Source organism: Desulfobacterales bacterium (assembly GCA_034003325.1).
Taxonomy (GTDB): Bacteria; Desulfobacterota; Desulfobacteria; order Desulfobacterales; family JAFDDL01; genus JAVEYW01.
In genome coordinates, this window is record JAVEYW010000017.1 from 44,878 (window position 1) to 69,950 (window position 25,073).

Sequence of the window (25,073 nt, forward strand, 5' to 3'; positions counted from 1 at the left end):
TAATGGGCGAGATTGTGGGTGTCCATGGCCTTCGGGGGGCGGTCAAGGTTCGATCCTACGCCGAACAGCCGGATATTTTTCAGCCGGACATGCCGATATTTCTTGGCGATGCGCAGGGGGTGAAAAAGGCCCATACGATTTTATGGGTGACGCCTCACAAGAAGGCACTGCTGATGGGGTTGGCGGGAGTGATGGATTCAAGCCTTGCGCAATCCTTGGTGGGAAAATGGCTTTATCTCCCAAGAGAAACATTGCCGGCGCTTGAGGAGGGAACCTATTACTGGTTTGAATTGATCGGTTTGTCCGTTTATACCGTGGAGAACCGATATATCGGGCGAGTCGAATCGATTCTGGAGACGGGCAGCAATGATGTGCTGGTAGTGAAGGATTCTCAACGCGAAATCTTGATTCCCGCACTTGAAAGCGTCATCGTATCGGTGGAGCTGAAAGAAAAATCGATGCGGGTGAATTTGCCGGAAGGCCTGGAATGAATTTCGCGGTGCTGACCATTTTCCCGGAGATGTGCCGGTCCTTTTTCGAATACGGGATTGTGCGCCGGGCTATTCAAGGCGGGAAAGCGGCGGCGGTTGCGATCGATATTCGCGAGTTTACAACCGACCGCCATCACACGACGGATGACAGGCCCTACGGTGGCGGGTGCGGTATGGTGATGAAGCCCGAGCCCCTTGCCGAGGCCATTCGGGCTGCAAAACGTCAGTCCCCGGAATCAACGGTGGTGCTGTTAAGCCCCAGAGGCCGGATTTTTAATCAATCCATGGCGCGGGTCTTTGCGGCGTGCAGCGGGTTGGTTCTGGTTTGCGGAAGATATGAAGGGGTGGATGCGCGCATCTGCCGGAACCTGATCGATGATGAAGTGTCCATCGGTGATTATGTGATGAGCGGCGGCGAGCCGGGTGCTCTGGTGGTCATGGATGCCGTCATTCGGCTGATTCCGGGCGCTCTGGGTGGCGAGGATTCCGCGGACAAGGAGTCTTTTTCTGATTATTTGCTGGAGCACGATCACTATACCCGGCCACCTTGTTTTGAAGGCGAGGATGTTCCGGAGGTGCTTTTGTCCGGCAATCACGCCGAGATCGATAAATGGCGACAGGAAACCGCATTGATGTATACGGTGCTCAAACGGCCGGATTTGCTTAAAAACCGTTGCTTGAGCCCTTCGGAAAGAGACGTCCTGGCGCGCTGGCACCGAGAAATTGAAAATTTGATTCATGGTCAATCTGTATGTGGCGCTGGTTCACTATCCGGTGGTCAATAAGCAGGGCGATATCATTGCCGCAGCGGTGACCAACCTGGATTTGCATGATATTGCCAGAAGCGCCTGCACTTATGGTGCAAGGGCGTTTTATGTGGTTACGCCCCTTACGGATCAGATGCGGATGATTGAAAAGATCGTGTCGCACTGGACCACCGGCGGTGGCGGACGGTATAACCCGGCGCGCCGGGAAGCGTTGTCATTGATACGAATTGAATCGTCCCTTTCCGATGTACTGGAAGACATTCGGGCCAAAGAGGGAATCAACGCCGAGATCGTGGTGACCAGTGCCAAAAAACGCGCCGGTAGCCTGGGTTATCAGCGGTTCAAAGAGATGATTCATGACGGACGCCCCTATTTGATGGTACTGGGTACGGCGTGGGGGCTTTCCGAGACAGTGATGGAAACCGCCGACCATGTACTGGCGCCGGTGAGCGGACCGGCTGATTATAACCATTTGTCGGTTCGATCCGCGGCCGCCATCATCCTGGACCGGTTGGTGGGGTGCTGACGAATAAAAGCCAATTTTGATTTTTATACAGTAACATTGGGAGAATATCATGGATGTAATTAAGCAGTTGGAAAGAGAGATGATTCGCCTGGATTTGCCGGATTTCAGCCCGGGGGACACGGTCAAGGTGCACGTGAAAATCAAGGAAGGCGAGAAAGAAAGAATTCAGGCCTTTCAGGGCGTGGTGATCAGCAAGCGGGGCGGGTTGTCCACGGCGACCTTTACGGTTCGAAAAGTCTCTTACGGCGTGGGAATTGAACGGGTGTTTCCGTTGCATTCACCGGCGATCAGTGAAATCGAAGTCCTTACCAAGGGACGCGTCCGTCGCGCCAAAATATACTATTTGAGAAAGTTGAGAGGAAAAGCGGCCCGGATCAAAGAACGCCGTTTCTAATATTCAATGGATGGTCGAAAGTCCTGACGCGAGACTCGTAAGGAGCGAATCTTATTTGGGTGAAGGCGGTTTGCTGCCGTCATCCGAAAAAGAGAATGCCAACCCTTTCGGTGATAGGCCGATATGGATGCGGATCACTGGGCACATGAGCAAAACGCGCGGAAACTCGGTTATCGACTCATAGCGGGTATCGATGAAGCGGGTCGCGGACCATTGGCCGGTCCGGTAGTGGCCTCGGCGGTAGTGCTGCCGTTCGATTTTAATCCGTCGGGGATTGACGACTCCAAGCAATTGACACCCAAAAAGCGGGCGTCGTTATATGACGAAATTAATTGTCATGCCGTCGCAGTCGGTATCGGCATTGTGGACGAGGCCCTTATCGACGAGATGAATATTCTGCGGGCAGCGCTATTGGCGATGGGTAGGGCTGTCGCGGATTTGACGACTCAGCCGGATTATCTTTTGATAGACGGCACCTTCCCCATCGAGACGAATTTGCCCCAGATGCCGTTGCCCAAGGGAGATGCGATCAGCGTTTCCATTGCAGCCGCCTCCATCATCGCTAAAGTGACGCGGGACCGGATAATGGACGCCTATCACGACGCATTTCCCCGGTACGGATTTTCCCGGCATAAGGGATATCCGACCCGGGCTCACAGAGACGCCATTCAGGAATTTGGGTGTTGTCCGATTCATCGGCGCAGTTTTAAGGGCGTTAAAGAATATTTATAGCTGATAGCTCATAGCTGATAGCTGATAGGTTATAGGGTAGCTACTGGCGATGGGCCATGAGCCATGAATTATAAACTATGAGCTATGAGCTATGAGCTATGAGCTATCAGCTATGAGCTATCAGCTATCAGCTATCAGCTATCAGCTATGAGCTATCAGAAGGAGCCCGCCATGACCGAGCCTTGTGAGAGATTCTGGCAGAAGGGTGAAGACGTCGCTGTCCGGCATATGCAAAAATGCGGGTATAAAATACTGGCCCGAAATTACCGCACACCGATCGGAGAGATTGATATCGTTGCCAAGGACAAGGACACCCTGGTGTTTGCAGAGGTAAAAACCAGACGGTCCGACCGGTACGGTTCTCCCAAAAGCGCAGTAACCCCCACTAAACAGAGAAAAATATCAATGACAGCGCTCTACTACCTCAAAGGCACGCCGGCGCCGCATCAAAAAGCCCGGTTTGACGTCATATCGGTTCGCAATCAGGCGACGGGAACATGGGATATCGAGATCATCAAAAATGCCTTTGAACTCGCCTACCCATAATACCGATGGCAGCCAATCCGCTGGCGTTCTTTATGTCGTTGCCACGCCGATCGGCCATATGGAAGACATCACCCTTCGTGCGCTTAAGGTATTAAAGCAGGTTGACACGATTGCTGCGGAAGATACCCGGCACACCCATAACCTGCTTACCCATTACGGTATCGCAACCCCGCTTGTTTCTTATCATGAGCATAATGAGCGCACCAAGACGCCTGTGTTGACGAATCAACTGGCCGCCGGAAAATCCATTGCGCTGGTGACGGACGCGGGCACTCCGGGGGTTTCGGATCCCGGATACCGGTTGGTAGCTGCGGCCGTGGAAAGGGGAATTTCCGTGGTGCCGGTGCCGGGCGTATCGGCGGTGATCACGGCCCTCAGCGCATCGGGGCTTGCCACGGATGCGTTCGTGTTTGTGGGGTTTCCGGCCAAAAAGGCCGGAAGGCGAAAAGAACAGCTTCAAGCGCTTTCCCAAGAGACGAAGACCCTGATTTTTTACGAATCTCCGAAACGCATCCTTAACTTTTTATCGGAAATTCAATTGGAGATGGGCGATCGAAATGCGGTGCTTTCCCGTGAAATGACCAAATTGCACGAGGAGTTTTTGCGGGGGCGGGTATCCGGGATTTTCTCGATTTTGACCGATCGTCCCGTGGTGAAAGGTGAATGCACCTTGCTGATCGCTGGACGGGAGGAAGCGAATGATTCTGCAGACAATCCGGAGCGAATGCATGCGGAAATCGCCTCGGCGCTGGCGGCCGGCGGCAAGCTGAGCGATGTATCGCGGGATATCGCGCAACTGTTCGGTGTGCCGAGACGGACGGTGTATGACCTTGCGCTCAAACTAAAGGATAAAGGATACCCCCATGTTCAATAACCTGGATGCCATCTTTTCGCCCACATCCGTTGCCGTAATCGGCGCGTCGGCCACCCCCGGAAAAGTCGGCCATGATATTTTTGCAAACATTTTGCGGGGCGGTTTTACCGGTACGTTGTATCCGGTTAATCCGAAGGCCAAATCGATTTTAAGCGTGCGGGCCTATTCCGGGATACGCGATATTCCCGATGCGGTGGATCTGGGCATGATCATCTTGCCGCCTCGGGCCGCATTGGCGGCGACCCAGGAGGCCATCGAAAAAGGGGTTAAGGGAATCGTCATTGTGTCGGCCGGGTTTCGGGAGGTGGGTGAAGCGGGCCGGAAAATCGAGGAGCAAATTGTGGCCGTTTGCCGGGAGGCGGGCGTTCGGGTGGTGGGGCCCAATTGCCTGGGGGTGATCAACCCCACCCCGGCGGTCCGGCTCAATGCCAGCTTTTCCGCCCGCATGCCCCAGGCGGGAAATATCTCCTTTATCTCCCAGAGCGGTGCCCTGTGCACGGCGGTGCTCGATTTTGCCGCGGACCGGGATTTTGGTTTTTCAAAATTCATTTCCATCGGAAACAAGGCCGATGTCGATGAACTGGACCTGCTGCATTATCTTCACATGGATTCGGATACGGAAGTGATCATGATCTATCTGGAAGAATTGCGGCGGGGTCCTGAGTTTATTCAGGCGGTCAAGGAAATTACCTCGGGAGATATGCACCCGACCCCGGTTCTGGTGATTAAATCCGGCCGGACCAACGAGGGCGCCATGGCGGCCGCCTCCCATACCGGTTCTCTGGCCGGCTCCGAGGCTGTATATAACGCGCTTTTCAAGCAATCCGGCATCATTCGGGTCGATACCATTGATGAGTTATTCGATTTCGCCACGGCGTTTTCCTATAAAAACGAAAGCGCGCTGGGAAAGAGACGGCGCAAGGTGCCCCCCGGCAACCGGGTGGCCATCGTCACCAATGCGGGCGGGCCGGGCATTGTGGCCACCGACATGACGGTTTCAACGGGGCTTAAACTCGCCCGGTTTGAGGAAGAGACCATTAAGACGCTGGCAAGTCACTTGCCCGAAACGGCCAATCTTCATAACCCCGTGGATGTTATCGGCGATGCGGCCCAGGACCGGTATGAAAATGCGCTGGACGCAGTGCTCAAAGATCAGGGCGTGGACGGCGCCCTGGTGATTTTAACGCCGCAGTCCATGACCAACGCGCTTGGAACGGCTGAAGCCATCAGCCGGGTGGCCCGCCGCTCTCACAAGCCGGTGTTGTGTTGTTTTATGGGGATTGTTGATGTGTCGGCCGGCGTAAAATATCTGCAGGCGCACGGTATTCCGGTGTATAGATTTCCGGAAAACGCCGCCAAAGCCTTTAGCGCCCTATATCGGTATTCCCAATGGATGAACCGCCAGATTTTGGCTCCCCTTAAATTGGATTATGACAAGGCACGCGCTGCAGCATTGATTGAAGAGAATCTTTCGGCCGGAAAGACCTATCTGGGGGAAAACGGAGGACTGGATCTGCTCGCCTGCTACGGATTTAGCGTATTGCCGACCCGGTTGGCGCAGACGGCGGCCGAGGCGGCTGAACATGCCCGGCGCATTGGGTATCCGGTCGTAATGAAAATCGTATCCCCGCAAATCGTTCATAAATCCGATGCCGGGGGCGTCCGGGTGGGCCTGACAACTGAAGATGAGGTCCAAGAGGCGTTTGATGACATTATCGCCAAGGCCAGAGCTTATACCAGCGCCGCAGAAATCGAAGGGGTCCTCATTCAGCAGATGGCGCCCAAGGGCGAGGAGACCATCATGGGCATGATGCGCTATCCCGTGTTCGGTCCGCTGCTGATGTTCGGAATGGGCGGAATTTTTGTCGAAGTCTTTCAGGATGTCGTCTTTCGATTGGCGCCGGTGGGGCGAAACGAAGCGAACCGAATGATTCGGGAGATAAAGGGATATAAGCTCTTTCAGGGTTTCCGGGGGAGGCCCCTTGCGGATGTGGAAAAGATCGTGGAACTGTTGGTGCGATTGTCCGAAATGGTGATTCACCACCCCGAGATTCAGGAACTAGATATCAACCCGTTATTGCTGCATGAAAAAGGACACGGCGCCACCGTAGCGGATTGCCGGATTATTTTGAAACGCAATGAATGAAGAAAAAAAATAGCCAAATGTCCCTTTCCGATAATCTGTTGGTAGGCTTCTTGTAATTATTGCAGATAGATATGGCCAGAAAACCACAAATTCATCGAAATTATCGAACCAAGCCCGTCAATGAGACGCTTACTGCGCTGGTGGCGGATGAAAGCGGGAACATCATTGAACTGGAAGGGTTCGGCGCGGTCGGCATGGCGGGCGATGCGCTGACACCGCTTTTTTCCCGCGAAACCCTGACGATGCCGCATGGCGGTGAGCTGATGTTTCTTCCGGACCGCGTGCCGATTCTGCAGGATCTGGCCACCGGGCAATTGGCGGCAGTGCCGGAAAACCCCTATCAGCCCGGAGAGCGGATTTTTCCGGTGGCCGGGTTTAACTCCCCGGGGTATGTTCACACCTGCGCGCCCGCCTATGAGGAAAGGCCGAACGCCAACCCGTTGCCCCTGTTTGCCTATGGTGCGGTCGGGTGGCACAAGGGAGAATTTAGAAGCGCCGTATTTCAGATCGACCGGGAACCACGCCAGGATCTTCGCCGAATGCCGATGGCCGCGGTGCGCAAGGGCGTAACCGCCTTAAGGAAAAAATTGCCTCAAAACCGGCTGCGAAACCATCTTGAAAAATGCGCCCTAACCTATGGGTGCCCGGCCGCCAAAAACTTTTTTGTCGGCCGTTGCGAAGCACCGCTTCCCACCTCGCCGCATTGCAATGCCCGGTGCCTGGGCTGCCTGTCCCTTCAGCGGGTTGGAAATATCTCCCATTGTCAGGATCGGATTGCCTTTATGCCGTCCCCGAAGGAAATCGCGGAAATTGCCCTGACCCATCTGGAAAAGGTGCCGGACGGAGTGGTCAGCTTCGGTCAGGGCTGCGAAGGAGAGCCTCTGTTGGCGGCCGAAGTGATTGCACCGGCGATTGGTCTTATTCGAGAGCGCACTGATCGCGGCACGATCAACCTCAATACCAACGGTAGCCTGCCAAAGGTTCTGGCCACGCTGTTCGATGCGGGCTTGGACAGTATTCGGGTCAGCCTCAACAGCCTGCGGGCAGCCTGTTATGCGGCCTATTTCAGGCCCATGGGCTATCGATTTTCAAATGTGCTTGAAAGTATTTCGCACGGCATTGCGCAAAACCGGCATGTTGCCATCAACTATCTCAACATGGCCGGCTTTACGGATACCCCCGAAGAAAAAGCGGCGCTCATGGAATTTCTTGAAACCCATGCGATTAACCAGATTCAATGGCGAAACCTGAATTTTGACCCGTTACAATATTGGCGCGTAATGGCGGCCGCGGAACGCCACAGTCCGCCCGAAGGCATGAAGCAGCTGGTGAATGCGGTAAAGCTTGCGTTTCCGAGGGTTCATCACGGGTATTTCAATCCGTATGTGTCGAAATTCAAGGCCTAACATTCTTGACAATTTGTCATGGATATACCAATATATTCAACATTTTTCGGGTTTCAAAGCGGAAGCTGGGGCAATGGTCTGGCGTGCCATAGGCACAGGGGGATTAGGCCCTTTATCAGAAACATACACGCTTTTGCGTGTATATTCACCGAAGGTGAAATGACTTTTATGCCTCCCATCATCCCAGCCTTCCAGCATCCGGCTTTGCCGGATTAGGGGGACTGTTTGATATACCGGCATGAATGAACGGTTCGAAAGTGCGCCGGCAGCCAGCCGGCATCTGTCATCCGGGTGATAATAAAAATTAGGGGGAATGAGAATGATTTGGAATGAGGAATTCGAAACACTGCCCAGAGAAGCATTGGAAGCGCTTCAACTGAAGAGACTGAAAAAACTGGTTGCCCGTATGTATGACGCCGTGCCGCCCTATCGAAAAAAAATGGAAGCAGCCGGCGTAGTGCCGCAGGATGTGCAAACGCTGGCGGACCTGGCAAAGCTTCCTTTTACCACCAAAGATGACTTAAGGGATAATTATCCGTTCGGGCTTTTCGCGGTTCCCATGGCTGAGGTGGTTCGGGTGCATGGGTCATCGGGAACCACCGGAAAACCGGTTGTGGTGGGCTATACACGAAAAGATATTGATACCTGGTCTGAGTTGGTGGCAAGGTGCCTGGCCGCCAGCGGGGCAACCGCCCGGGACGTGATTCACGTATCCTATGGGTACGGCCTGTTTACCGGCGGGTTGGGCGCCCATTACGGCGGAGAAAAACTAGGGGCTACCGTGATTCCTATGTCCGGCGGGAATACCAAGAAACAGATCATGATCATGCAGGATTTCGGCTCGTCCGTTTTGATGTGTACGCCATCTTACGCGCTGAATATCGCCGAGGTGATGGAGGAAATGGGAGTTGATCCCAAATCGCTCAATCTCCGAGTCGGTGTCTTCGGCGCCGAACCCTGGAGCGAAAACATGCGCGAGGAGATAGAGCGCAGACTCGGTCTCAGTGCGCTTGATATCTTTGGTATGAGCGAGCTGATCGGTCCGGGCGTGGCCAACGAATGCATCGAGGAAAAACACGGGCTGCATGTGTTTGAAGATCATTTCATTCCCGAGATCATTGATCCGGCAACGGGTAAGGTGCTGCCTGCGGGAGAAAAAGGGGAATTGGTTGTTACCACGCTGACCAAAGAAGCGTTTCCGATTATTCGTTACCGGAGCAAGGATATCACGCGAATCATTACGGAGCCGTGCAGTTGCGGGCGAACATTCCATCGCATTGAGCGGCTCAGCGGTCGGACCGATGATATGCTGATCATTCGGGGCGTCAATGTTTTTCCGTCCCAGGTGGAACATGTCCTGATGAGCATTGATGAAGTGGACCCCCATTACATGTTGATCGTGGACCGGGTGGGGGCGTTGGATATTCTGGAAGTTCAGGTGGAAATCAACGAGAAGATCTTTTCAGACGAAGTCAAAAAACTCGAAGGCATCAGTCTTCGAATTCAGAACGAGATCAAAGAATACCTGGGCGTATCCTGCAAGGTGAAACTGGTTGAGCCAAAGACTATTCAGCGCAGCGAAGGCAAAGCGCAGCGCGTGATCGACAAACGGAAAATATAAGGGGGTACGGCCATGAAAGTTGAACAGTTATCCGTTTTTATAGAAAATAAATCCGGAAGATTGGCGGAAGTCACGAACGTGCTGGCAAAAGGCGGATTGAACATTCGGGCCTTGTCCTTGGCGGATACGGCGGATTTCGGTGTATTGCGGTTGATCGTGAATGATTCCGCCAGGGCAAAGGCGGTATTGACTGCCGCCGGGTTTACCGCGACCGTGACCGAAGTGCTGGCTCTGGCTGTGCCGGACAGGCCGGGCGGCCTGGCGGGAATTCTCGGGAATTTGGCGGCCAAAGGCATCAATGTTGAATATCTGTATGCCTTTGTTTCCAAAAGCGGCGAAAATGCATTTATTATTTGCCGGTTTGAAAACATAAACGCAGCCAGAAACGTACTTCAGCAAGACGGAGTTCAAATCCTGAATGAAAGCGATATTCAGGCGCTGTAACCATAAGGTGTTTGCCTGTTGTTCAACAAGAAAGCTCCCGTTTTTACGGGAGCTTTCTTGTTGAACGCGACTGGCATTGGTAGAATCGATTATGGCTGATAAAAGCCGAATGCTTTCGGCAGCCACAAGAAAGTGTCCGGCATGTAGGTAAGCATCAACAATACGCTGATTTGAATGATCACAAAGGGAATGACGGCCTTGGATACATAGATCAGGCTTCGGTTGGCCATGGCGCCGGTGATGTAGAGGCTGACGCCCATGGGAGGGGTGCAGTAGCCGATCGCAAGGTTTACCGTCATAATCAGGCCAAAACGCATGGGGTCGACATGAAACGCATAGAGCATGGGTAAAAAGACCGGTCCCAAGATCAATGTGGCGGAAATGATATCCATAAACATGCCGACAATGAGCAGCAGAATATTCATGGCCAGCAGAAACATGAACGGCGACTGAATGCTGGACATAACGGCTTCGGTCAGGACGCCGGGAATGTTTTGCAGTGTCAGCAGCCGGCCGAAGCAGGTGGCGCCGGCCACGATGATCAACAAGGAAGCGGAGGTGACCGCTGAGCTGATCGTGACTTTTTTAACGGCGCTCAGTTTCATGGACCGATGAATGAAAAGCTCTACGATAAATGCATATACGCAGGCCACAACCGCAGCTTCATTGGCGGTAAAGGCACCCGAGAAAATGCCGCCGAAAATGATGACCGGCAGCATCAGTGACCAGAATCCCTCTTTTATAATGGTAAGAAGTTCTCGTGTGGTGGGGATGGGCTTGCGGACGAGATTGGTTTGTTTGCGGCAGATAACGTACGTGTAGATGCAGGTAAAGAGCATGATCAGAATGCCGGGTAAAAAGCCGGTCATAAAAAGCCCTTCCAGGGAAACATTGCTGATCATGCTGTAAAGAATCATACCGATGCTGGGCGGAATAATGACGCCGAGGTTGGGCGATGTGGTCATGAGTCCCAGCGTGTATTTTTCATCATAGCCGTTTTCCAGCAATGCCGGAATCATGAACCCGCCCAGGGCCACAACGGTAGCGACAGCGGAGCCCGAAATCGCGCCGAACAACCCGCAGGCCAAAACGCCGGCCATGCCAAGTCCGCCCGGGAGCCAACTGACCAGGGCGTTGGCCACTTTGATGAGTTTTTCCACAATGGAGCCTGCGGTCATGATATTACCGCATAAAATAAAAAAGAGCACCACCACCAGGGCAAAGGCATCGAGACTTCTAAACAGGGTTTGCGCCAGCAATAGAAGCGGCATGTCGGTGAAAAATAGAAAGCTTAACACTGCGGTAAAGAAAAGGCACATGAAGACCGGAACATAGGCGGCCATGCTTCCCAGAAGAATTAAAAGGATAATGAGATGACTCATTTCCATCAGCAACACACTCCTTTTTGCGGCTCAAACGGAGGCTGAACCGCCGGCCCTTTGTGCGAAGGCCGCTTGTCATTCGGCGCCATCAAGATACGGCGGTCGCCTTTTTTGAGGCCCTCAGTTCGCAAGAGTCCAGGTAAATAATGTGAATGGTGCGAACGAATATCAATACGCCCATCAGGGGGAGAAAAGCATACAAAATGACCAGTGGAATTTCCATAATGATGGTTTTTTGATGTGTCATGGCCTGCATCGCGGCCATTTTCCATCCGTAATAAATCATCATACCGGCGAAAATCAGCGTGGCCAGGTTGCTGAAGTAGGTTAAAGTGGTTTTCAGTTTTGGCGCCAGTTGGACCAGGGCGTCAATTTTAATCATGGAACGATTTTTAATCGCGCTGCTGCATCCGATAAGGGTGGTATAAATGATAACGAGCCGAACCAGTTCTTCGGACCATGCCAGAGAGTAGTTAAACGCGTACCGCAGCACCACGTTAAAAAACATGGCGATCAGCGCGATGATGACGGTCAAAAAGAGGGTCCAGTCCTCAAAAAAAGTCAATCCTTTGTCTAAAAAAGCCAAAATCTTTCCGAACATTACCCGCTTTCCTTTTTTGATGCCGCAGGGTCATGGAGAGCGCACCAAGTGCGCCCCCCACGGGGGTTAGTAACCCCTTAAGCCGACATAACCAGACAATAACATACTTGTTTGTATTTGAGCGATGATAACATTATTAGCTTTAAAGCTTCCCAGCTTCAAGCTATTGGCATGCGGCGCAGCCGGATCAGGGTTTATACCCGATATAGTCCTGTACTTCTTTCAGAAAATCCGACGGCTTATAGGTATCGTTGTCATTGAGCGCATTGATTTCAGCGGCATATTGCTGGTGTGCGGCATCGCCTTGCTTTTTCAGGCGCGCCATTTCTTCCTCTGGCAGTTGAAAAAATTCTATGCCGGCAGCTTTGGCTTTGGTGATTTCTTCGTTTTCCTGTGTCACGGTTTCTTTTCGAATCTGTGCGCAGACATCTTTTACGACGGCTTTAAACGTGGTTTGCAGATCCGCCGGCAGGGAATTAAGCCATTCCTTGTTGAAAATCCAGATAAAAAGCCCTTGCGCATAGTTGATCTGCGTGAAGTATTTGGCGACCTCGAATTTTTTGGTAATATTACACACCGTCGGGGTATGGTCGAGACCGGTGATAACCCCTTGTTTTAACGCAACCGGTACATCCGGCCACGGCATAACCACGGGGTTAAAGCCCCATTGCTGATATAGAAGCTTGTTGACGGCTGCTTCAGCGATCCGAAATTTAACCTTCTTGGCGTCCTCGATGGTTTTAACCGGCGTGGTGGTGGCCCATCCATAATTGCCGTAACCGGTGATATCGAGGCCGGTGATCCCTTGATGATCCATTGCCATCATGAAATGGTCGAACAGCTTTCCGCCGGCAATGAATTTATCCAGCTTATCAAAGGAGTCGACTAAAAAGGGGAGATTGATCAACCCGAAGCGTGGTCCCAGGTTGGTGGCGGCAACAGAGCTGCACCCCATGCCCTGAATGGCGCCCATCTGCAGCTGGTTGAGCACTTCCACCTCGCCGCCGAGCATGGAAAACGGCTTAAAGTCGAGATAGATTTGACCGTTGGTGCGTTTCCATAGCTCATCGCGTATGGCAAAGCCGGCATAAACACCTTTGATAACCGGGTGGGACACATTGGAAACGATGCAACGGTATTTGGCTCCGGATGGATCAAAACTCGGTTTCCACGCATCCAATGACGGGGGGGCTGCGGCGAAAGAAATTCCGCTAAGCAAGAGGCTAAAAAGGCAACATAGGGCTACAATCGAAAGTCGTTTCCTATTCATCGTCTTCTCCTTACATTGAGTTGAACATATGGTTGGTGTTGATATGCTCGTGCGGCTGGCCATATAGGCCACAATGCGGTCACCTTATACAAAAACCGGCAATATAGCAACCGCTTTTAAGCGGTCAAAGGACTGTCGGGCGATATTGTATCCATAATGATTAAAGCGAGTTGAATTGAATGAAAGGTTTTAATGGCGGCTGATAACGGGCACTATCCCCTGATCTTTTTATGGGAATTGCGTGCGTTCTGCGTTGCGGGGTGGCTCAGGATCTTCTGTAATCCGCCGGGGTCAGGTTGTGCTTTTTGAAAAGCTCATAAAGATCGGCCCTGAATTTTCCGGAAATTTCAGCAGCCCTGCTCATATTTCCCTCGGCTTTCTCAATCAGTTGAAGCAAATAGTTTTTTTCAAAGTTGGCTTTGGCCATTTTATAAGGCTGAATTTCGCTGGGTTTGATGTTGCGGGACTGAAGCATAAACTCTTCGGTAATGACTTCCCTTGTGGTCATGGCGACCGCACTCTCTATTGAATTTTCCAACTCCCGTACGTTTCCTGGCCAGTCGTATTGAATCATTTTTTGCAGCGCGGAAGGGGACATTCCCTTAATTTTCTTGGGTCCGTTTCCGGTGAATTTTTTTAAAAAGAAATCACATAACAGCGGAATATCTTCTTTCCGTTCCCTGAGCGGCGGCAGGTGGATCACAATGACATGAATCCGGTAGAAAAGATCTTCTCGGAAAAGCCCCTTCCGAACGGCTTCCTCAAGATTTCTGTTGGAGGAGGCGATCAGGCGCACATTGAGTTTAAAGGGAAGCGTGCTTCCCACCGGCAATACTTCTTTTTCCTGAATGACCCGCAGCAGCTTGGGTTGCATGGACAAAGGCATTTCCGATATCTCATCCATGAAAAAGGTGCCGTCCTGCGCCCGGGCAAACAACCCTTGCTTGCTGCCGACCGCACCGGTAAACGCGCCTTTTTCGTAACCGAACAGTTCGCTTTCCAGAAGTGTTTCGGGAATGGCGGCGCAATTGACCGCTACAAAGCGTTTATCCTTTCTGGGCCCGGCCACATGCAGGGCTTTGGCGATCAATTCCTTGCCGGTTCCGCTTTCTCCCTCGATATAAACCGTTGAATCCGATTGAGCAGCCAGGGCCACTTTTTCCAGCACGCGCTGCATTTTTTCACTTCGACCGATGATATTGTCAAATCCGTAACGCTGCCCGATAAGGTTGCGAAGCCGGTCGATTTCCCGGCTCAATTCGTTTTTTTCAAGGCAATCTTTTATTTTTCCGTGTAACTCCTGATAATCAAACGGCTTGGTAATATAACTGGTTGCCCCTTTTTTCATGGCATCCACGGCGCTATCGATACTGCCGTGAGCCGTGAGGATGATGACGGGCAATGCCGGACTAAGTTGGTGAAGTGCTTCCATAAGTGCAATTCCGTCTGTTTTGCCCAGTTTTAGATCCACCAGCGCCATATCATAAGACGCGTCCTCGGCCTGCTTGAGCGCCTGCTTGGCTTGCATGGCCGTGTCCACTTCATAGCCATCGGCTTCCAATCGCAATTTGATGACCTTAAGAATATTGATGTCATCATCAACCACAAGTATCTTGTTCATCTTTTTTTCCCCTACACCCGGCTTTGCCGGAAGTTTTTAGCCAGTAGCCATCCGCTTGCGGCGCATGGCTTGTTTTGCGAACTGTCTAGGATTATGCGGGTGCCTCGCAGACCTCTTTGACAATAGGGTTAATGTTCGGCCGACTCCCGTTTTCTTTCTTCAATTCCCAGATCGACTTGTTTAAGCTCCTCAATCTGGTTTTCAAGGAGGCGGATCTTCGCTTTCAGGTTGCTTATCCGCGTTTTGAGAGTGTTATTATTGTGCGTGAGCCGCCTCAGGGTGTCTTGATTGTTCTGCGCCTCGGTTTTCAGCGCCTGGATCGCTATATTCTGTTGTTCAAGCGCTTCGAGCGTAATGAGCCATGTCTCGGCCTCGGCGCTTAGTCGGCTGTCGGGGAAGCGGTCTCTCAGTTTTTTAAAACAGTCGGTTGCTTTTATATTGTTTTTATTCGGATTTTTTGAATGAAGGTGGAACAGGCTTCTTTGATAAAGCGCCTGGTCGCCGATCATTTCGGAATAGCGCTGTAATGCGATTTCATTTTTTTTAAAAGCGTGTTCAAAATCACCCCGGACCGCATCTTCAGCAGCTCTTGAAAGAAAGGCGTGAGCCCGTTCTTGGGGGGTATCGGAAGGATCGGAATGAGCGCATCCGAAAAAACCGATCAGAATGATCACGCTGCAGGTAACGTAAAGAAAAAGGTGCTCCATTTTTCGGGCTCGCTTTCGGCCCATATTTTACCTCCATGAGCGGACACAATATGCTTGGCAATCGAAAGGCCCAGACCTGTTCCCCGGCCGGTTTCCCTGCCATTTTCTATGCGGTGAAATTTGTCGAATATTTTTTCCAAATGGGCCTGTGCCATGCCGGCACCGGTATCCGAGACGGCTACCTTGATAAAGTCCCCGGCGTCGTTTTGCGCGTCGGCGCGGATCATAATCGAATCCCCGGCTGAAGTAAATTTCAAAGCATTTCCCAATAAATTTTCCAGGACCTGATCGATCCGCTGCGAGTCAATGGAAACATAGGGCAGGGTATCCGGAATGCAATGGCTTAGGGTGACCCCTTTGCGCTGGGCGATGGGCGTCAGCTTTGTGATCATTTGCTGGGCCAGTGTTTTAAAACAACAAGCTGTGAAATGGTACACCATCATGTTCCCTTCCATTCGTGAAAGATCCAGAATTCGATTGACCGAGGCGATCAGCCGCTCGCATTCCTGCTTGGTGATAGACAGGAGTTCCTGCTGCTTTTCGGGATGCTCGGCATAGGTGCCCTCCAGCAGCATGCTCGAGGCCTCCCGGATGGCGGTAAGCGGCGTCCGCAACTCATGAGAAACATGGCTGATGAAATCTATTTTCATCTCATCGAGCTCTTGTAATCGAAGGCACATGCGATTGAAGTCGTCCGCCAACTCCTTGATTTCCGGTGGAGAAGAAATATGGGTAATGGGTACAAAGCGGCCCTTGGCAATCTCTTTGGTGTGCTGCTGAAGCCGTAAAATAGAGCGATTGATAATGCGGGTATTCAAAAAAGCGATCAGTGCCCCCAGCACAACCACAAGACCGGCGGACAGAGCGGTTGTTCTAAGCACCTGGTCGCTGATCCGGCCCGACTGTTGAATCTTTTCATTGCGACTGCGCCTTGATAATTTTATTAATTGCCTTATCGTCTGATCAATTTCATTCGTGATGCGATCTTTTTGTAAACTTGTTTCCCCGGTCGAGACGTTCGATGACGGGGTTTCTATCTGCCTTGCTTCCACGTCAAAAACAGAAAGGTAGCGTATGTACAACTCAAGTGTTTTAGAGAACAGGGCCAGTTTATCCGGGTCGGTCATCAGGGGGCGAAGCGTTTCATGGTTGGCAAGAAAAAAGTCTTTTATTTTCCAGAATTCATCATGAAAATCTTTATCCTGAGCAATGAAATATTTTTTTTCAATGCCGACCTGGGAGATAAGGGTTTCCAATAAAAGCTCCGATATTCGGATGGCCGTGCCGTCAACCGAATCGATTGCCCGCGTGAGCCGATTCAAATGGTTCAATTTTAATGTAACGAACCCCCCCATAAATATGACCACCATCATGATGGCCAGATAGCCGATCGTTAGTCGCTTGAGAATGGTCCATTTCATAGAGGCGCCTTTTAAAAAAAGGTTGTGCTTTTCAGGAAAATGAATCTGACATAGGGGGACGCTTCCGTCAAGTCGTGGGTGCCCGGGGAAAAACGCATCGTCGCTCCTTGGGAGCCCTCTTGTCGGTGCGTCGTTAATTTTTTATTCAATCTGCTTGATTAATTCTTCAAAACACACTACGAAGCGCTTACGAGCATTATGGATTGCCATCTGCCTCTCATTATAGTGCTGTGAATGGCTTGTTAGTACACAAGCCGTCAAATTTGTGGCGACGCCGTCAATGGAACCTGGTTCGTGACACTACCTTTTTTGCCCGATATATATAACGATAACATTTCCTATCCCTTGTTATTTTTTGCTTTTCGCTTTTCAGTGCGGTCGTCTGCAGGGGGTACGGTTGATGATTAAATGCGATCAAGGTGGCGTATTATCTGTATGAAGTTTCATTCATTGATTATTTATCGATATGAAAATTTTCAATAACAGCCTGATAAATAAGATATATAAAGTGTATAATATTCCATACATCAAGGCTTTTTGCGGAACCGAATGGCCTTAACTTGAATAATTTTTCCTTCGGCGCGCATGCCCGACAATTTTTGTTTAATGATAACAATATTGGATAATTAAGTTTTTCACTACCTTTTTTGTGGATAAAAAAAGAAAGCAGCGGATGAGGGGCCGCTCTTGGTATGTAACTTGCTTGAGAACCCTACTGACCGGCGTTGGTAAATAATGTCATGCGGCATCTGATATGCGGAAGGTTCAACTTTTACCGGGTCTTTTTTTGAGCTATGAACGTATGGGGAAAAACCGTGTTGGACATCTTCAATCATTATAAGGATGTATCGTAAGCTTATGAAACGAAAATTTGAAGTACCAGCCGTCAGGACAAAAGACCAGCTGTTCGCCGAAAAACTGAGAAATAAAATTAAAATTGATATTGAGGATGCTGCTGCTTACCAATTTAAAATAGCCGACAAAAAGGAAGAGCTAGAATGTGCCAGCAGATTGGTGCATGATAAATATGTTCGAAAAGGATACATGACGCCGACCGAAAGCGGGCTGCGATTGAGCCTGCGAAACGCATTGCCTGAAACGACAACTTTCATAGGGGTAAAAAATCAAGTTGTGGCCAGCACGCTGACCCTTTTCCAGGACAGTGAAATGGGGCTTCCCATGGATGCTATTTATAAGCCGGAGCTGGATCAGTTACGCAGCCAGGGTCGCAAAATCGCTGAAGTCGGCTCCCTTGCTTCACATATTTGCGTGGCCAAATCAGATCAAACCGTCTTGATGCACGGAAACAAGATCATGCATTCCTATAGTCGTGATTATTTGGGCGTGGATGATCTTGTCGTTGCCATTAATCCGAAACACCAATGGTTTTACCAGCATATATTGCTTTTTGAGCAGATTGGGGAGTTAAAGGCTTATGATTATGTGAAAAAAGCACCTGCCGTGGCGTACCGGTTAAATTTAAACATGGCGGAGTATCATTATAAAGCAGCTTATGAAGATAAGCCGCCCGAAAAAAATCTTTACCGGTTTTTTTATGTGGATAAAAGCCCTTCTATTCGATTCCCTGCGGAAAACCAATGCCTGTGTTTTTGGAATAAAGAGCGAATCAAGTATTTTTTCGAGGAAAAAACCTGTTTGCTGGCGGAGGCTGATAAAGAGGCGATCGAATGTTTGGAAAAAAAATATAAAAACTTGGAAAAAACTTATTATATGAAGCTGCCAGAGCCGCCGGCCTATCCCGCCACTGCTGCCGATTTGCTTTATCCCGATTTTCACCGTTTAAATTATTTGCCCGCCGCTTGACGCGGGAATATCAAAAATACCGTGCCGGCCGTGCAGGGTACGCAAGGCCGGCATAGGCCCTTTACCAGAAAAATGCACGCTTTTGCGTGTATATTCGCCGAAGGTGAAAGATGGCTTTTATGCCTCCTATCATCCCAGCCTTCCAGCTTCCGGCGTTGCCGGGTTAGGTCAATGCTTGAAGCTTCTTTGCCCGGTATACACCATCGTGGCGCCGGCTTCATTGCAGGCTTCAATGGACTGATAATCATTGTCGGAGCCGCCCGGTTGAATGACGGCTGACACGCCCTCCCGAAGGCCCACATCCACGCCGTCTCTGAACGGGAAAAAGGCATCGCTCACCATGGCCGCACCGATCAGACCGCCTTTTTCATTTTTCACCCGGTTGTCGATTTCAGCCTTTTGAGTCGGATTTGTCAATTCGTTGTAGGCAATGCCATATTGTTCAAAGCAATATCGGTCCGCGAGTTTTCGATAGGCTTTGTCCCTTGCGATTTCCGCGACGCCGACCCGGTCTTGCTCGCCGGTGCCGATACCCACGGTGACGTCGTTCTTAACATAGATCACGGAATTAGAGGTGATGCCGGCTTCCACGAGCCAGCCGAAAAGCATATCCCGATATTCCTTGTTCGTGGGAGGGCGGTTGATTTGGTAGCGGGTTCCCTGGACCTCACAGGTTGCAAGGGCCAGATCTTCCTTTGTGCGGGCCCGGGCCGTGAAGGGCCACTGGGCGATAATGCCGCCGTCGATCAGGCTTTTTAAGTCGATGTAGGCTTGCCCGACATAGTCCGAAAGGCGATGAATGTTCTGAATTTTGATAACGCGAAGGTTTTTTTTCCGTGCGAAAAGCGCCATGACACCCGGCTCGAAATCCGGCGCGACCACTACTTCCGCATATTGCCGACAGATTTCCTCGGCGGTTTGTTGGTCGATGGCGCGGTTGACGGCGATACAGCCGCCGAAGGCCGCGACCCGGTCCGCCATATGGGCTTTGGTGTAGGATTCGGCCAGGGTGGTTGAACGGGCCACGCCGCATGGATTATTGTGCTTCACGATGACCGTTGTCGGCTCGTCCGTAAAATACCGAAGGATATTTAAAGCGTTATCCGCGTCGGTGAGATTTGTTTTTCCCGGATGCTTTCCGGATTGAAGCAGCTCGATGTCCGAGACCAGGTATCGGCCCGGTTGAATGGTTTGAACGTTTCCCAATACCAGGTTGCCGTTGACCAGACGGTAGAGTGCGGCTTCCTGGCCCGGATTTTCGCCGTAGCGAAGGCCCTTTCGAACGCCGTCTATGGTCCATGCCACCTTTTCATAAAAAAGCGTTTGGCGTTTGGCGCCATCCACAAAGCTGATTTCCATTTGCGGGGAAAAATGATCATCCATGATGGTTCGGTATATCTGTTTCAGGTCTTCTGCCATGAGTGACTCCTGATGGTTGATTTGAGGGGATTACAGTTGATAACAGCCGGCTGCATCGGCCGGCGTCTTTGTTAATAAAAAGTCGGCGATGGCGCGATCGAAATCGGCCGTGTGGGAAAAGGCCTTTTGCGCCAGGGAAAAGCGCTGCTTCAGGCTCAGGTGGCCGCTTGTTTTTCGCATATCGTCAACGATCATGGGATAATCCGCCGGTGTGACCACCGACGCCACGCGGATGAAATTCTTGGCCGCGGCGCGGATCATGCAGGGGCCGCCGATATCAATGTGGGTGCGCGCTTTTTCCACGGAAGTCTCGGGACCGGCAACGGTTTGCTCAAAGGGATAGAGGTTAACGACTACCATATCAATCGGCACGGCCTGAGTGCGCTTCAGATCCGCTTGATGCGCCTCATTATAGGTTTCGGTCAGTAATCCGAGATAAATTTTAAAATCAAGGGTTTTTACCAGCCCGCCCTGAGTTTCGGGTTGACCGGTATAGGCGGAAACCTGCGTCAGGCAGTCCGCCTTGCCGCCGAGAATAGATAGTATTTTTTGGTAGGTGCCGCCGGTGGAAAAAAATTGAATGTCCGGGTTTATCTGCAGCAGTGCGGTGATAAACGCCTCAAGTCCGTCTTTATCCGAAACGCTCACCAGGACGCGATTGATTTTGACGAAATCATCAATTTTTTCAACAAGATTAAGTGTCATTTGATTTACCTTTCTCCATTGAATTCCTGAATAAACCGCTTAAAAAAATGATCCATGAACCGATGCCGCTCCTCGGCGATTTGACGGCCCGTTTTTGTCAGAATGCGCTCTCTGATTTTACAAAGTTTGACTTTAAATTCACGATATCCGGTGTCATTCCTGGAATAAGAGGGCGCCGTGGTGACATCGATATTCGGGTTATGCAGGCAGGCGCCGACCTCGCCGGCAAACATAAAGGCTCTTGCCACCCCGACAGCGCCGATGGCATCGAGTTTGTCCGCGTCGAATAACACTTTGGCCTCAATCGTTTCCGGTGTCACCGCACCTCGGAATCTGTGGGATTCGATACAGTGAAGAATATTATCTTTACGGTTCTTGTGAATGGCCAGTTTAGAAACGATCGGGGTGGCCAGTTGCGCCCCTTTTGCCGCATGGCAGATCGCCCCTTTTACCGCATCCTGATACCCTCTGCCGATATCGTGTAAAAAAGCTGCGCTTAGCACAACGGTCAAGTCCGCGCCCTCCGCCTCTCCGATACGGCGGCAAAGGCGGCTGACCCGTAAGGTGTGGTCCCAGTCGTGGCTGCCTGTGGCGCAGGTGAACAGGCTTCGGGCGATGGTTTTTACGATCGCTATCGTGCTCTCGCAGATGTCCGAATCATTTTCCGTGATAGGATAACACGGCGCAACATTACCGTCGGTTTTCATCGGTGGGACTCCGGCTCGAGTTATCCGCCTTGGTTATTGTCAGCCCGCAAGCGACATAAAGCCATTTGCGTCAAAAATGATGTTCAATTAGCATAAAACCCATAAAGCGGGCAACCACTTGCGGACGGGATTTTATGCAATCGACATTAGGGATTCCCATCGTTCATATTCCGTTGCGACCTGCAGCCCCCGTGATTCAAGCAGGCGGACGATAGCGGGAGAATTATACCGCAGATAAGGATTGACGTTCAGTTCATCGAGCAGGGTTGAGCGGACATGGGTGGGCGTATAATTACTCAAATAAACATCGATATCCTTGTTTTCCGGCTCCAGGTGCCGTGCAAAGGCCATGGAAGCGGCGACATAATCGTGCCCTGCGTAGATAACGGTTTCTTCGGGAAAAGCCGCAAGGGCTTTGAGTGATAAGAAAAACCCGTGCATGTCGCCGGAAAAACAATTGCCGATCGTCCCGTTGAAGAGCGTATCTCCTGTCAGCAGCGTGTTGCCGGCCTGAAATACCACTGAGTCGGAAGAATGGCCCGGTGTGCGAAACACCCGGACCGTCCCGCCGTCAAGGGGGAATTGCTTTTTTTCTGCGCTCATGAACGCCGTAAATGCCATGCCGCCGGAAGCTTGCTTCAGGGCCTTGTCTCCGGTGGTGTGATCCGTGTGGCTGTGTGTGTTGGTGATAAATTGAAGGTTAAGCTTGTGAAGGCGCAAAAAGGCAGATATCTCTGCCGTGGCGCCGCCGTCGACGGCCATGGCGGTTTGGGGCCCATAAATAAGGTAGCCGAGGTTATCGGCTGAATATCGAAATTGTTGAATTTGAAGTATCGTGTTTATGGGGTGCCCCCATTTTGTTTTTCTTTTAAAAAGTTTTCAAAATCCAGCAGGATGGGTATTGCCTGTGAATTATCGGTTGCCGGGTGCTGATGAGCGACGCTGGGTGCTTTGCGTTTTAGCCGCAGTTCCATCAGTTGGCGAATGGCACCGAGTTGTACGGATATAGCCGAAAGGCTATGCGCGATTTCGTTCAGCACCGGCTCCAAACCCGCAGGGGAAGTATTCGAGACGGGCAAGGGGGAGGATTCAGCCTGTTGCGGCTTGGGTTGCTTTTCCACCGGATCACGCAGTCCCAGATACTCCGACCAGAATGTTTTCATATCCGTGAGTGAGTGATCGCTCACTTTCCCGGAGATCAACCGTTCCGCTATTTTACGAATACATATCGACGCCATGGCCTTTGGATATAAGGATATAAAGGGCTTTTGAAGCCTCACCGCCTCGGTGACATGGGCATCCTGCGTGATAAATCCGATGGCGGAGATTTTCAAGGGAAGGTGTTTCGCCACGGTTCGGCTCAGGCTCAGATAAGGGATCTTGGCATGCTGTAAATGACGAGCCTGGTTGACGGCCACCAGGACGTGCTTTGTAAATCCTTGTGCGCTTAAAATTTTCAGCAGGGAATAGGCGTCGGTGAGGGATGTCGGCTCGGGTGTGATAATCAGCAGCATCTGTGAGGCGGCGCGACAAAAGGCGGTCACATCCCCGCCGGCGCCGGCGGACGTATCGAAAATGACAAAGTCGTAGTCATCGAGCATCTTGAATTCAGTTAGAATTGGTTCGATTTGCTCCGCTTGAAGATTTGCCAGCTTGGAAATTCCCGTGCCGCCCGGAACGATATCAATTCCCATATAGTTGTGAATGATGATGTCGGAGAGGGTTTTTTCCCCATTGATCACATGCGCTAGATTGACCTCCGGATAGATTCCCAGCAAAATATTGATATTGGCAAGTCCCATATCCGCATCAAACAGGCAGGTGCGATATCCCCGGGTGGCCAACTGAAGGGCAAGATTGACGCTGATATTGGTTTTGCCCACGCCGCCCTTGCCGCTGGTTACGGTAATGATTCGTGGCATGACTCCCTCACGGTATGGAATGGGTTGCCGGCCGGTACGGCCGTAATAGCGCCCCCCGATTTCATCGCGATAATTCGAAACAGCACCCGATCACAATGATGGATTTGGCAGATTTTCTGAAGATGGTTCCGTATAAACTCACTGAACAGTTTCAGCTCGGCGGGCTGAGCGCGCAATCCCCTGGCGATGGCCAGTTTTTCGTAGGCACTGTGAAGTCGCGCCACTGCTTCCGCCTGAGCGTCAGGGTGTGACAACAACTCGATGCTGACGATGGCGCCATCGGCGATGGCGGTTTGTGTTTCGTCAACCGTCAATTGCTTCGGTTTTAGCCGGGGTACCGGTGACGGGTTCATATAGATCAGTCGAAAGAGTCTTTCAAAAGATTTTTTGGTGATCAGTGTGCTCTCGATTCTCAAATCAATCTGCTTTGTCCTCAGTGCGCGAATCACTTTGATGCTTTCCGGATCGGATATGGCGACGGTTAGATGATTTTTATCAAGGCTCACCGGCAGGACATGAAACCGCCGGGCAAAATCATGGCCGATAATATCGGTTAACGCGTCTCTTTGATTGGCGGAAAAGATCAGCCGGTCATATTGTTTGAACGGAAGATTGTATTGAATGGAAATGGCCTCATAGAGTTGGGTTTCCGTGATGAGCCCCTCTTGCAGCAATATTTTTCCGATCGGTTCGGCGCGATTTTTCTGTGCTGAAAGGACGGTTGCGAGCACTGTTTCATCAATGGCGCCTTGCCGGATCAGAATCCGGCCGAGTTTTAAATGTTTGCGGTATTTTGACAGGACGGTGTTTAAATCGATGGGGGTGATCAAATGCAGGTCGCAAAGAATTTCACCAATGGTTCTGGGTAATTTTTTGGCGCGCACGGCGCTTGCCAGGTCCGATTCGCTGATCAGGTTAAGCGTCACGGCCAGTTTTCCCAGCCGAATGTCATCCAGTGTTCGCTCAAGAAAACCCCTCAGGTGCGCTCGTGTGATAACGCCTTGCCGCAATAACGCTTCATCCAGCGGAATATCCGCGCTTTTATGTTGGATAATGGTATCGAGCGTGGCCGGGTCCAAAAGGCCGGTTTCTACCGTATAAGCGCCGATGTGGTTGCGAAGCTCCGTGTGAGCCAACAGGCGCTGAAGCTGGTTCGCGCGGATAAGCCCTTTTTTTACAAGAAGTTTGCCCAGGGGAAGCGCGGCCTGACACGCCTCCTGCTTTTGAATTTCCAGGGCGGTATCAATATCCGATGCGTGGACATACCCTTCGTTTACGAGCAAGGTGCCGATCTTCTGTGTTCGGGTCTCAATCGGGTGTTGTTCCGGTTCGGGCGGCATAATGTAAGATCCTTAAAATAAACGACAGCGCGCATTGGGGGGCCGCACCCGTTTTATTCTTTGAAATTGTTGGACATACTTTATCGTTCCGCGTGTATGTTGTCAAGGCCTTGAATGCTTTCGGGTGAGGGTTATTTCTGCCGCAGGGGGTGTTTTCGGATAAACCACCCACTTTGCTCCCCACCGGACGAATGGCCCATCAATTTT

At 51.2% G+C, this 25,073-nt stretch carries 24 protein-coding genes; 12 read left to right on the top strand and 12 right to left on the bottom strand.

The features are described from left to right. Positions 1 to 2 precede the first annotated feature (2 nt). From rimM to RBT11_16535, 11 genes are all read left to right on the top strand, one after another. Entirely contained in the window at positions 3 to 491 is a 489-nt protein-coding gene (gene rimM, locus RBT11_16485) for a ribosome maturation factor RimM (GenBank protein MDX9788377.1), read from the top strand. Next, complete coding sequence (trmD, locus tag RBT11_16490; GenBank protein MDX9788378.1) at positions 488 to 1,276, top strand: tRNA (guanosine(37)-N1)-methyltransferase TrmD; 789 nt, start codon at positions 488 to 490, stop codon at positions 1,274 to 1,276. The genes rimM and trmD overlap by 4 nt, the downstream gene beginning before the upstream one ends. Continuing rightward, positions 1,230 to 1,784 carry an RNA methyltransferase gene (locus tag RBT11_16495; protein MDX9788379.1) on the top strand — a complete coding sequence of 185 codons (555 nt, stop codon included), beginning with the start codon at positions 1,230 to 1,232 and terminating at the stop codon, positions 1,782 to 1,784. Before trmD ends, RBT11_16495 begins: the two co-directional genes overlap by 47 nt. 46 nt (positions 1,785 to 1,830) lie before the next feature. Continuing rightward, complete coding sequence (gene rplS / locus RBT11_16500; GenBank protein MDX9788380.1) at positions 1,831 to 2,178, top strand: 50S ribosomal protein L19; 348 nt, start codon at positions 1,831 to 1,833, stop codon at positions 2,176 to 2,178. 123 nt (positions 2,179 to 2,301) lie between these two features. Then, the gene (locus RBT11_16505; GenBank protein MDX9788381.1) at positions 2,302 to 2,910 is read left to right on the top strand and encodes a ribonuclease HII; all 609 of its coding nucleotides are present in this window, start codon (positions 2,302 to 2,304) and stop codon (positions 2,908 to 2,910) included. Between the two features lie 171 nt (positions 2,911 to 3,081). Further along, complete coding sequence (locus RBT11_16510; protein MDX9788382.1) at positions 3,082 to 3,456, top strand: YraN family protein; 375 nt, start codon at positions 3,082 to 3,084, stop codon at positions 3,454 to 3,456. Continuing rightward, entirely contained in the window at positions 3,431 to 4,330 is a 900-nt protein-coding gene (gene rsmI / locus RBT11_16515) for a 16S rRNA (cytidine(1402)-2'-O)-methyltransferase (GenBank protein MDX9788383.1), read from the top strand. The genes RBT11_16510 and rsmI overlap by 26 nt, the downstream gene beginning before the upstream one ends. After that, the gene (locus RBT11_16520; GenBank protein MDX9788384.1) at positions 4,320 to 6,476 is read left to right on the top strand and encodes an acetate--CoA ligase family protein; all 2,157 of its coding nucleotides are present in this window, start codon (positions 4,320 to 4,322) and stop codon (positions 6,474 to 6,476) included. The genes rsmI and RBT11_16520 overlap by 11 nt, the downstream gene beginning before the upstream one ends. A gap of 71 nt (positions 6,477 to 6,547) precedes the next feature. Further along, positions 6,548 to 7,882 (top strand): radical SAM protein, encoded by a 1,335-nt coding sequence (locus RBT11_16525; protein MDX9788385.1) that lies wholly within the window; start codon positions 6,548 to 6,550, stop codon positions 7,880 to 7,882. A 319-nt stretch (positions 7,883 to 8,201) separates the two neighbouring features. Further along, complete coding sequence (locus RBT11_16530; protein ID MDX9788386.1) at positions 8,202 to 9,503, top strand: phenylacetate--CoA ligase; 1,302 nt, start codon at positions 8,202 to 8,204, stop codon at positions 9,501 to 9,503. 12 nt (positions 9,504 to 9,515) lie between these two features. After that, positions 9,516 to 9,947 carry an amino acid-binding protein gene (locus RBT11_16535; GenBank protein MDX9788387.1) on the top strand — a complete coding sequence of 144 codons (432 nt, stop codon included), beginning with the start codon at positions 9,516 to 9,518 and terminating at the stop codon, positions 9,945 to 9,947. An 89-nt stretch (positions 9,948 to 10,036) separates the two neighbouring features. Here the strand turns inward: RBT11_16535 and RBT11_16540 are convergent, their stop codons facing one another. From RBT11_16540 to RBT11_16565, 6 genes are all read right to left on the bottom strand, one after another. Next, positions 10,037 to 11,335 (bottom strand): TRAP transporter large permease subunit, encoded by a 1,299-nt coding sequence (locus tag RBT11_16540; GenBank protein ID MDX9788388.1) that lies wholly within the window; start codon positions 11,333 to 11,335, stop codon positions 10,037 to 10,039. A gap of 82 nt (positions 11,336 to 11,417) precedes the next feature. Then, positions 11,418 to 11,930, bottom strand: a complete 513-nt coding sequence (locus tag RBT11_16545) for a TRAP transporter small permease (GenBank protein ID MDX9788389.1) — start codon at positions 11,928 to 11,930, stop codon at positions 11,418 to 11,420. Between the two features lie 187 nt (positions 11,931 to 12,117). Then, positions 12,118 to 13,200 (bottom strand): TRAP transporter substrate-binding protein, encoded by a 1,083-nt coding sequence (locus tag RBT11_16550; protein ID MDX9788390.1) that lies wholly within the window; start codon positions 13,198 to 13,200, stop codon positions 12,118 to 12,120. Positions 13,201 to 13,465: 265 nt separating this feature from the next. Next, positions 13,466 to 14,821, bottom strand: a complete 1,356-nt coding sequence (locus RBT11_16555; GenBank protein ID MDX9788391.1) for a sigma-54 dependent transcriptional regulator — start codon at positions 14,819 to 14,821, stop codon at positions 13,466 to 13,468. 128 nt (positions 14,822 to 14,949) lie between these two features. Next, positions 14,950 to 15,552 (bottom strand): hypothetical protein, encoded by a 603-nt coding sequence (locus RBT11_16560; GenBank protein ID MDX9788392.1) that lies wholly within the window; start codon positions 15,550 to 15,552, stop codon positions 14,950 to 14,952. Further along, entirely contained in the window at positions 15,492 to 16,949 is a 1,458-nt protein-coding gene (locus RBT11_16565; protein ID MDX9788393.1) for an ATP-binding protein, read from the bottom strand. Before RBT11_16565 ends, RBT11_16560 begins: the two co-directional genes overlap by 61 nt. 858 nt (positions 16,950 to 17,807) lie before the next feature. On the opposite strand from RBT11_16565, the gene RBT11_16570 reads away from it, so the two are divergent. Continuing rightward, the gene (locus tag RBT11_16570) at positions 17,808 to 18,773 is read left to right on the top strand and encodes a hypothetical protein (GenBank protein MDX9788394.1); all 966 of its coding nucleotides are present in this window, start codon (positions 17,808 to 17,810) and stop codon (positions 18,771 to 18,773) included. 168 nt (positions 18,774 to 18,941) lie between these two features. Here RBT11_16570 and RBT11_16575 read toward each other — a convergent pair whose 3' ends face one another. The 6 genes from RBT11_16575 to RBT11_16600 form a co-directional block, all read right to left on the bottom strand. Then, positions 18,942 to 20,192 (bottom strand): IMP cyclohydrolase, encoded by a 1,251-nt coding sequence (locus tag RBT11_16575; protein MDX9788395.1) that lies wholly within the window; start codon positions 20,190 to 20,192, stop codon positions 18,942 to 18,944. A gap of 30 nt (positions 20,193 to 20,222) precedes the next feature. After that, positions 20,223 to 20,897, bottom strand: a complete 675-nt coding sequence (locus tag RBT11_16580; GenBank protein MDX9788396.1) for a hypothetical protein — start codon at positions 20,895 to 20,897, stop codon at positions 20,223 to 20,225. Positions 20,898 to 20,902: 5 nt separating this feature from the next. Then, on the bottom strand, positions 20,903 to 21,604 hold the full coding sequence (locus tag RBT11_16585; protein MDX9788397.1) for an HD domain-containing protein: 702 nt from the start codon (positions 21,602 to 21,604) through the stop codon (positions 20,903 to 20,905). 132 nt (positions 21,605 to 21,736) lie between these two features. After that, positions 21,737 to 22,366 carry a hydroxyacylglutathione hydrolase C-terminal domain-containing protein gene (locus RBT11_16590; protein MDX9788398.1) on the bottom strand — a complete coding sequence of 210 codons (630 nt, stop codon included), beginning with the start codon at positions 22,364 to 22,366 and terminating at the stop codon, positions 21,737 to 21,739. 77 nt (positions 22,367 to 22,443) lie between these two features. Next, positions 22,444 to 23,526: a MinD/ParA family protein gene (locus RBT11_16595; protein ID MDX9788399.1), complete on the bottom strand. Its 1,083-nt coding sequence runs from the start codon at positions 23,524 to 23,526 to the stop codon at positions 22,444 to 22,446. Continuing rightward, positions 23,505 to 24,866, bottom strand: a complete 1,362-nt coding sequence (locus tag RBT11_16600; protein ID MDX9788400.1) for a hypothetical protein — start codon at positions 24,864 to 24,866, stop codon at positions 23,505 to 23,507. Before RBT11_16600 ends, RBT11_16595 begins: the two co-directional genes overlap by 22 nt. Positions 24,867 to 25,073 lie beyond the last annotated feature (207 nt).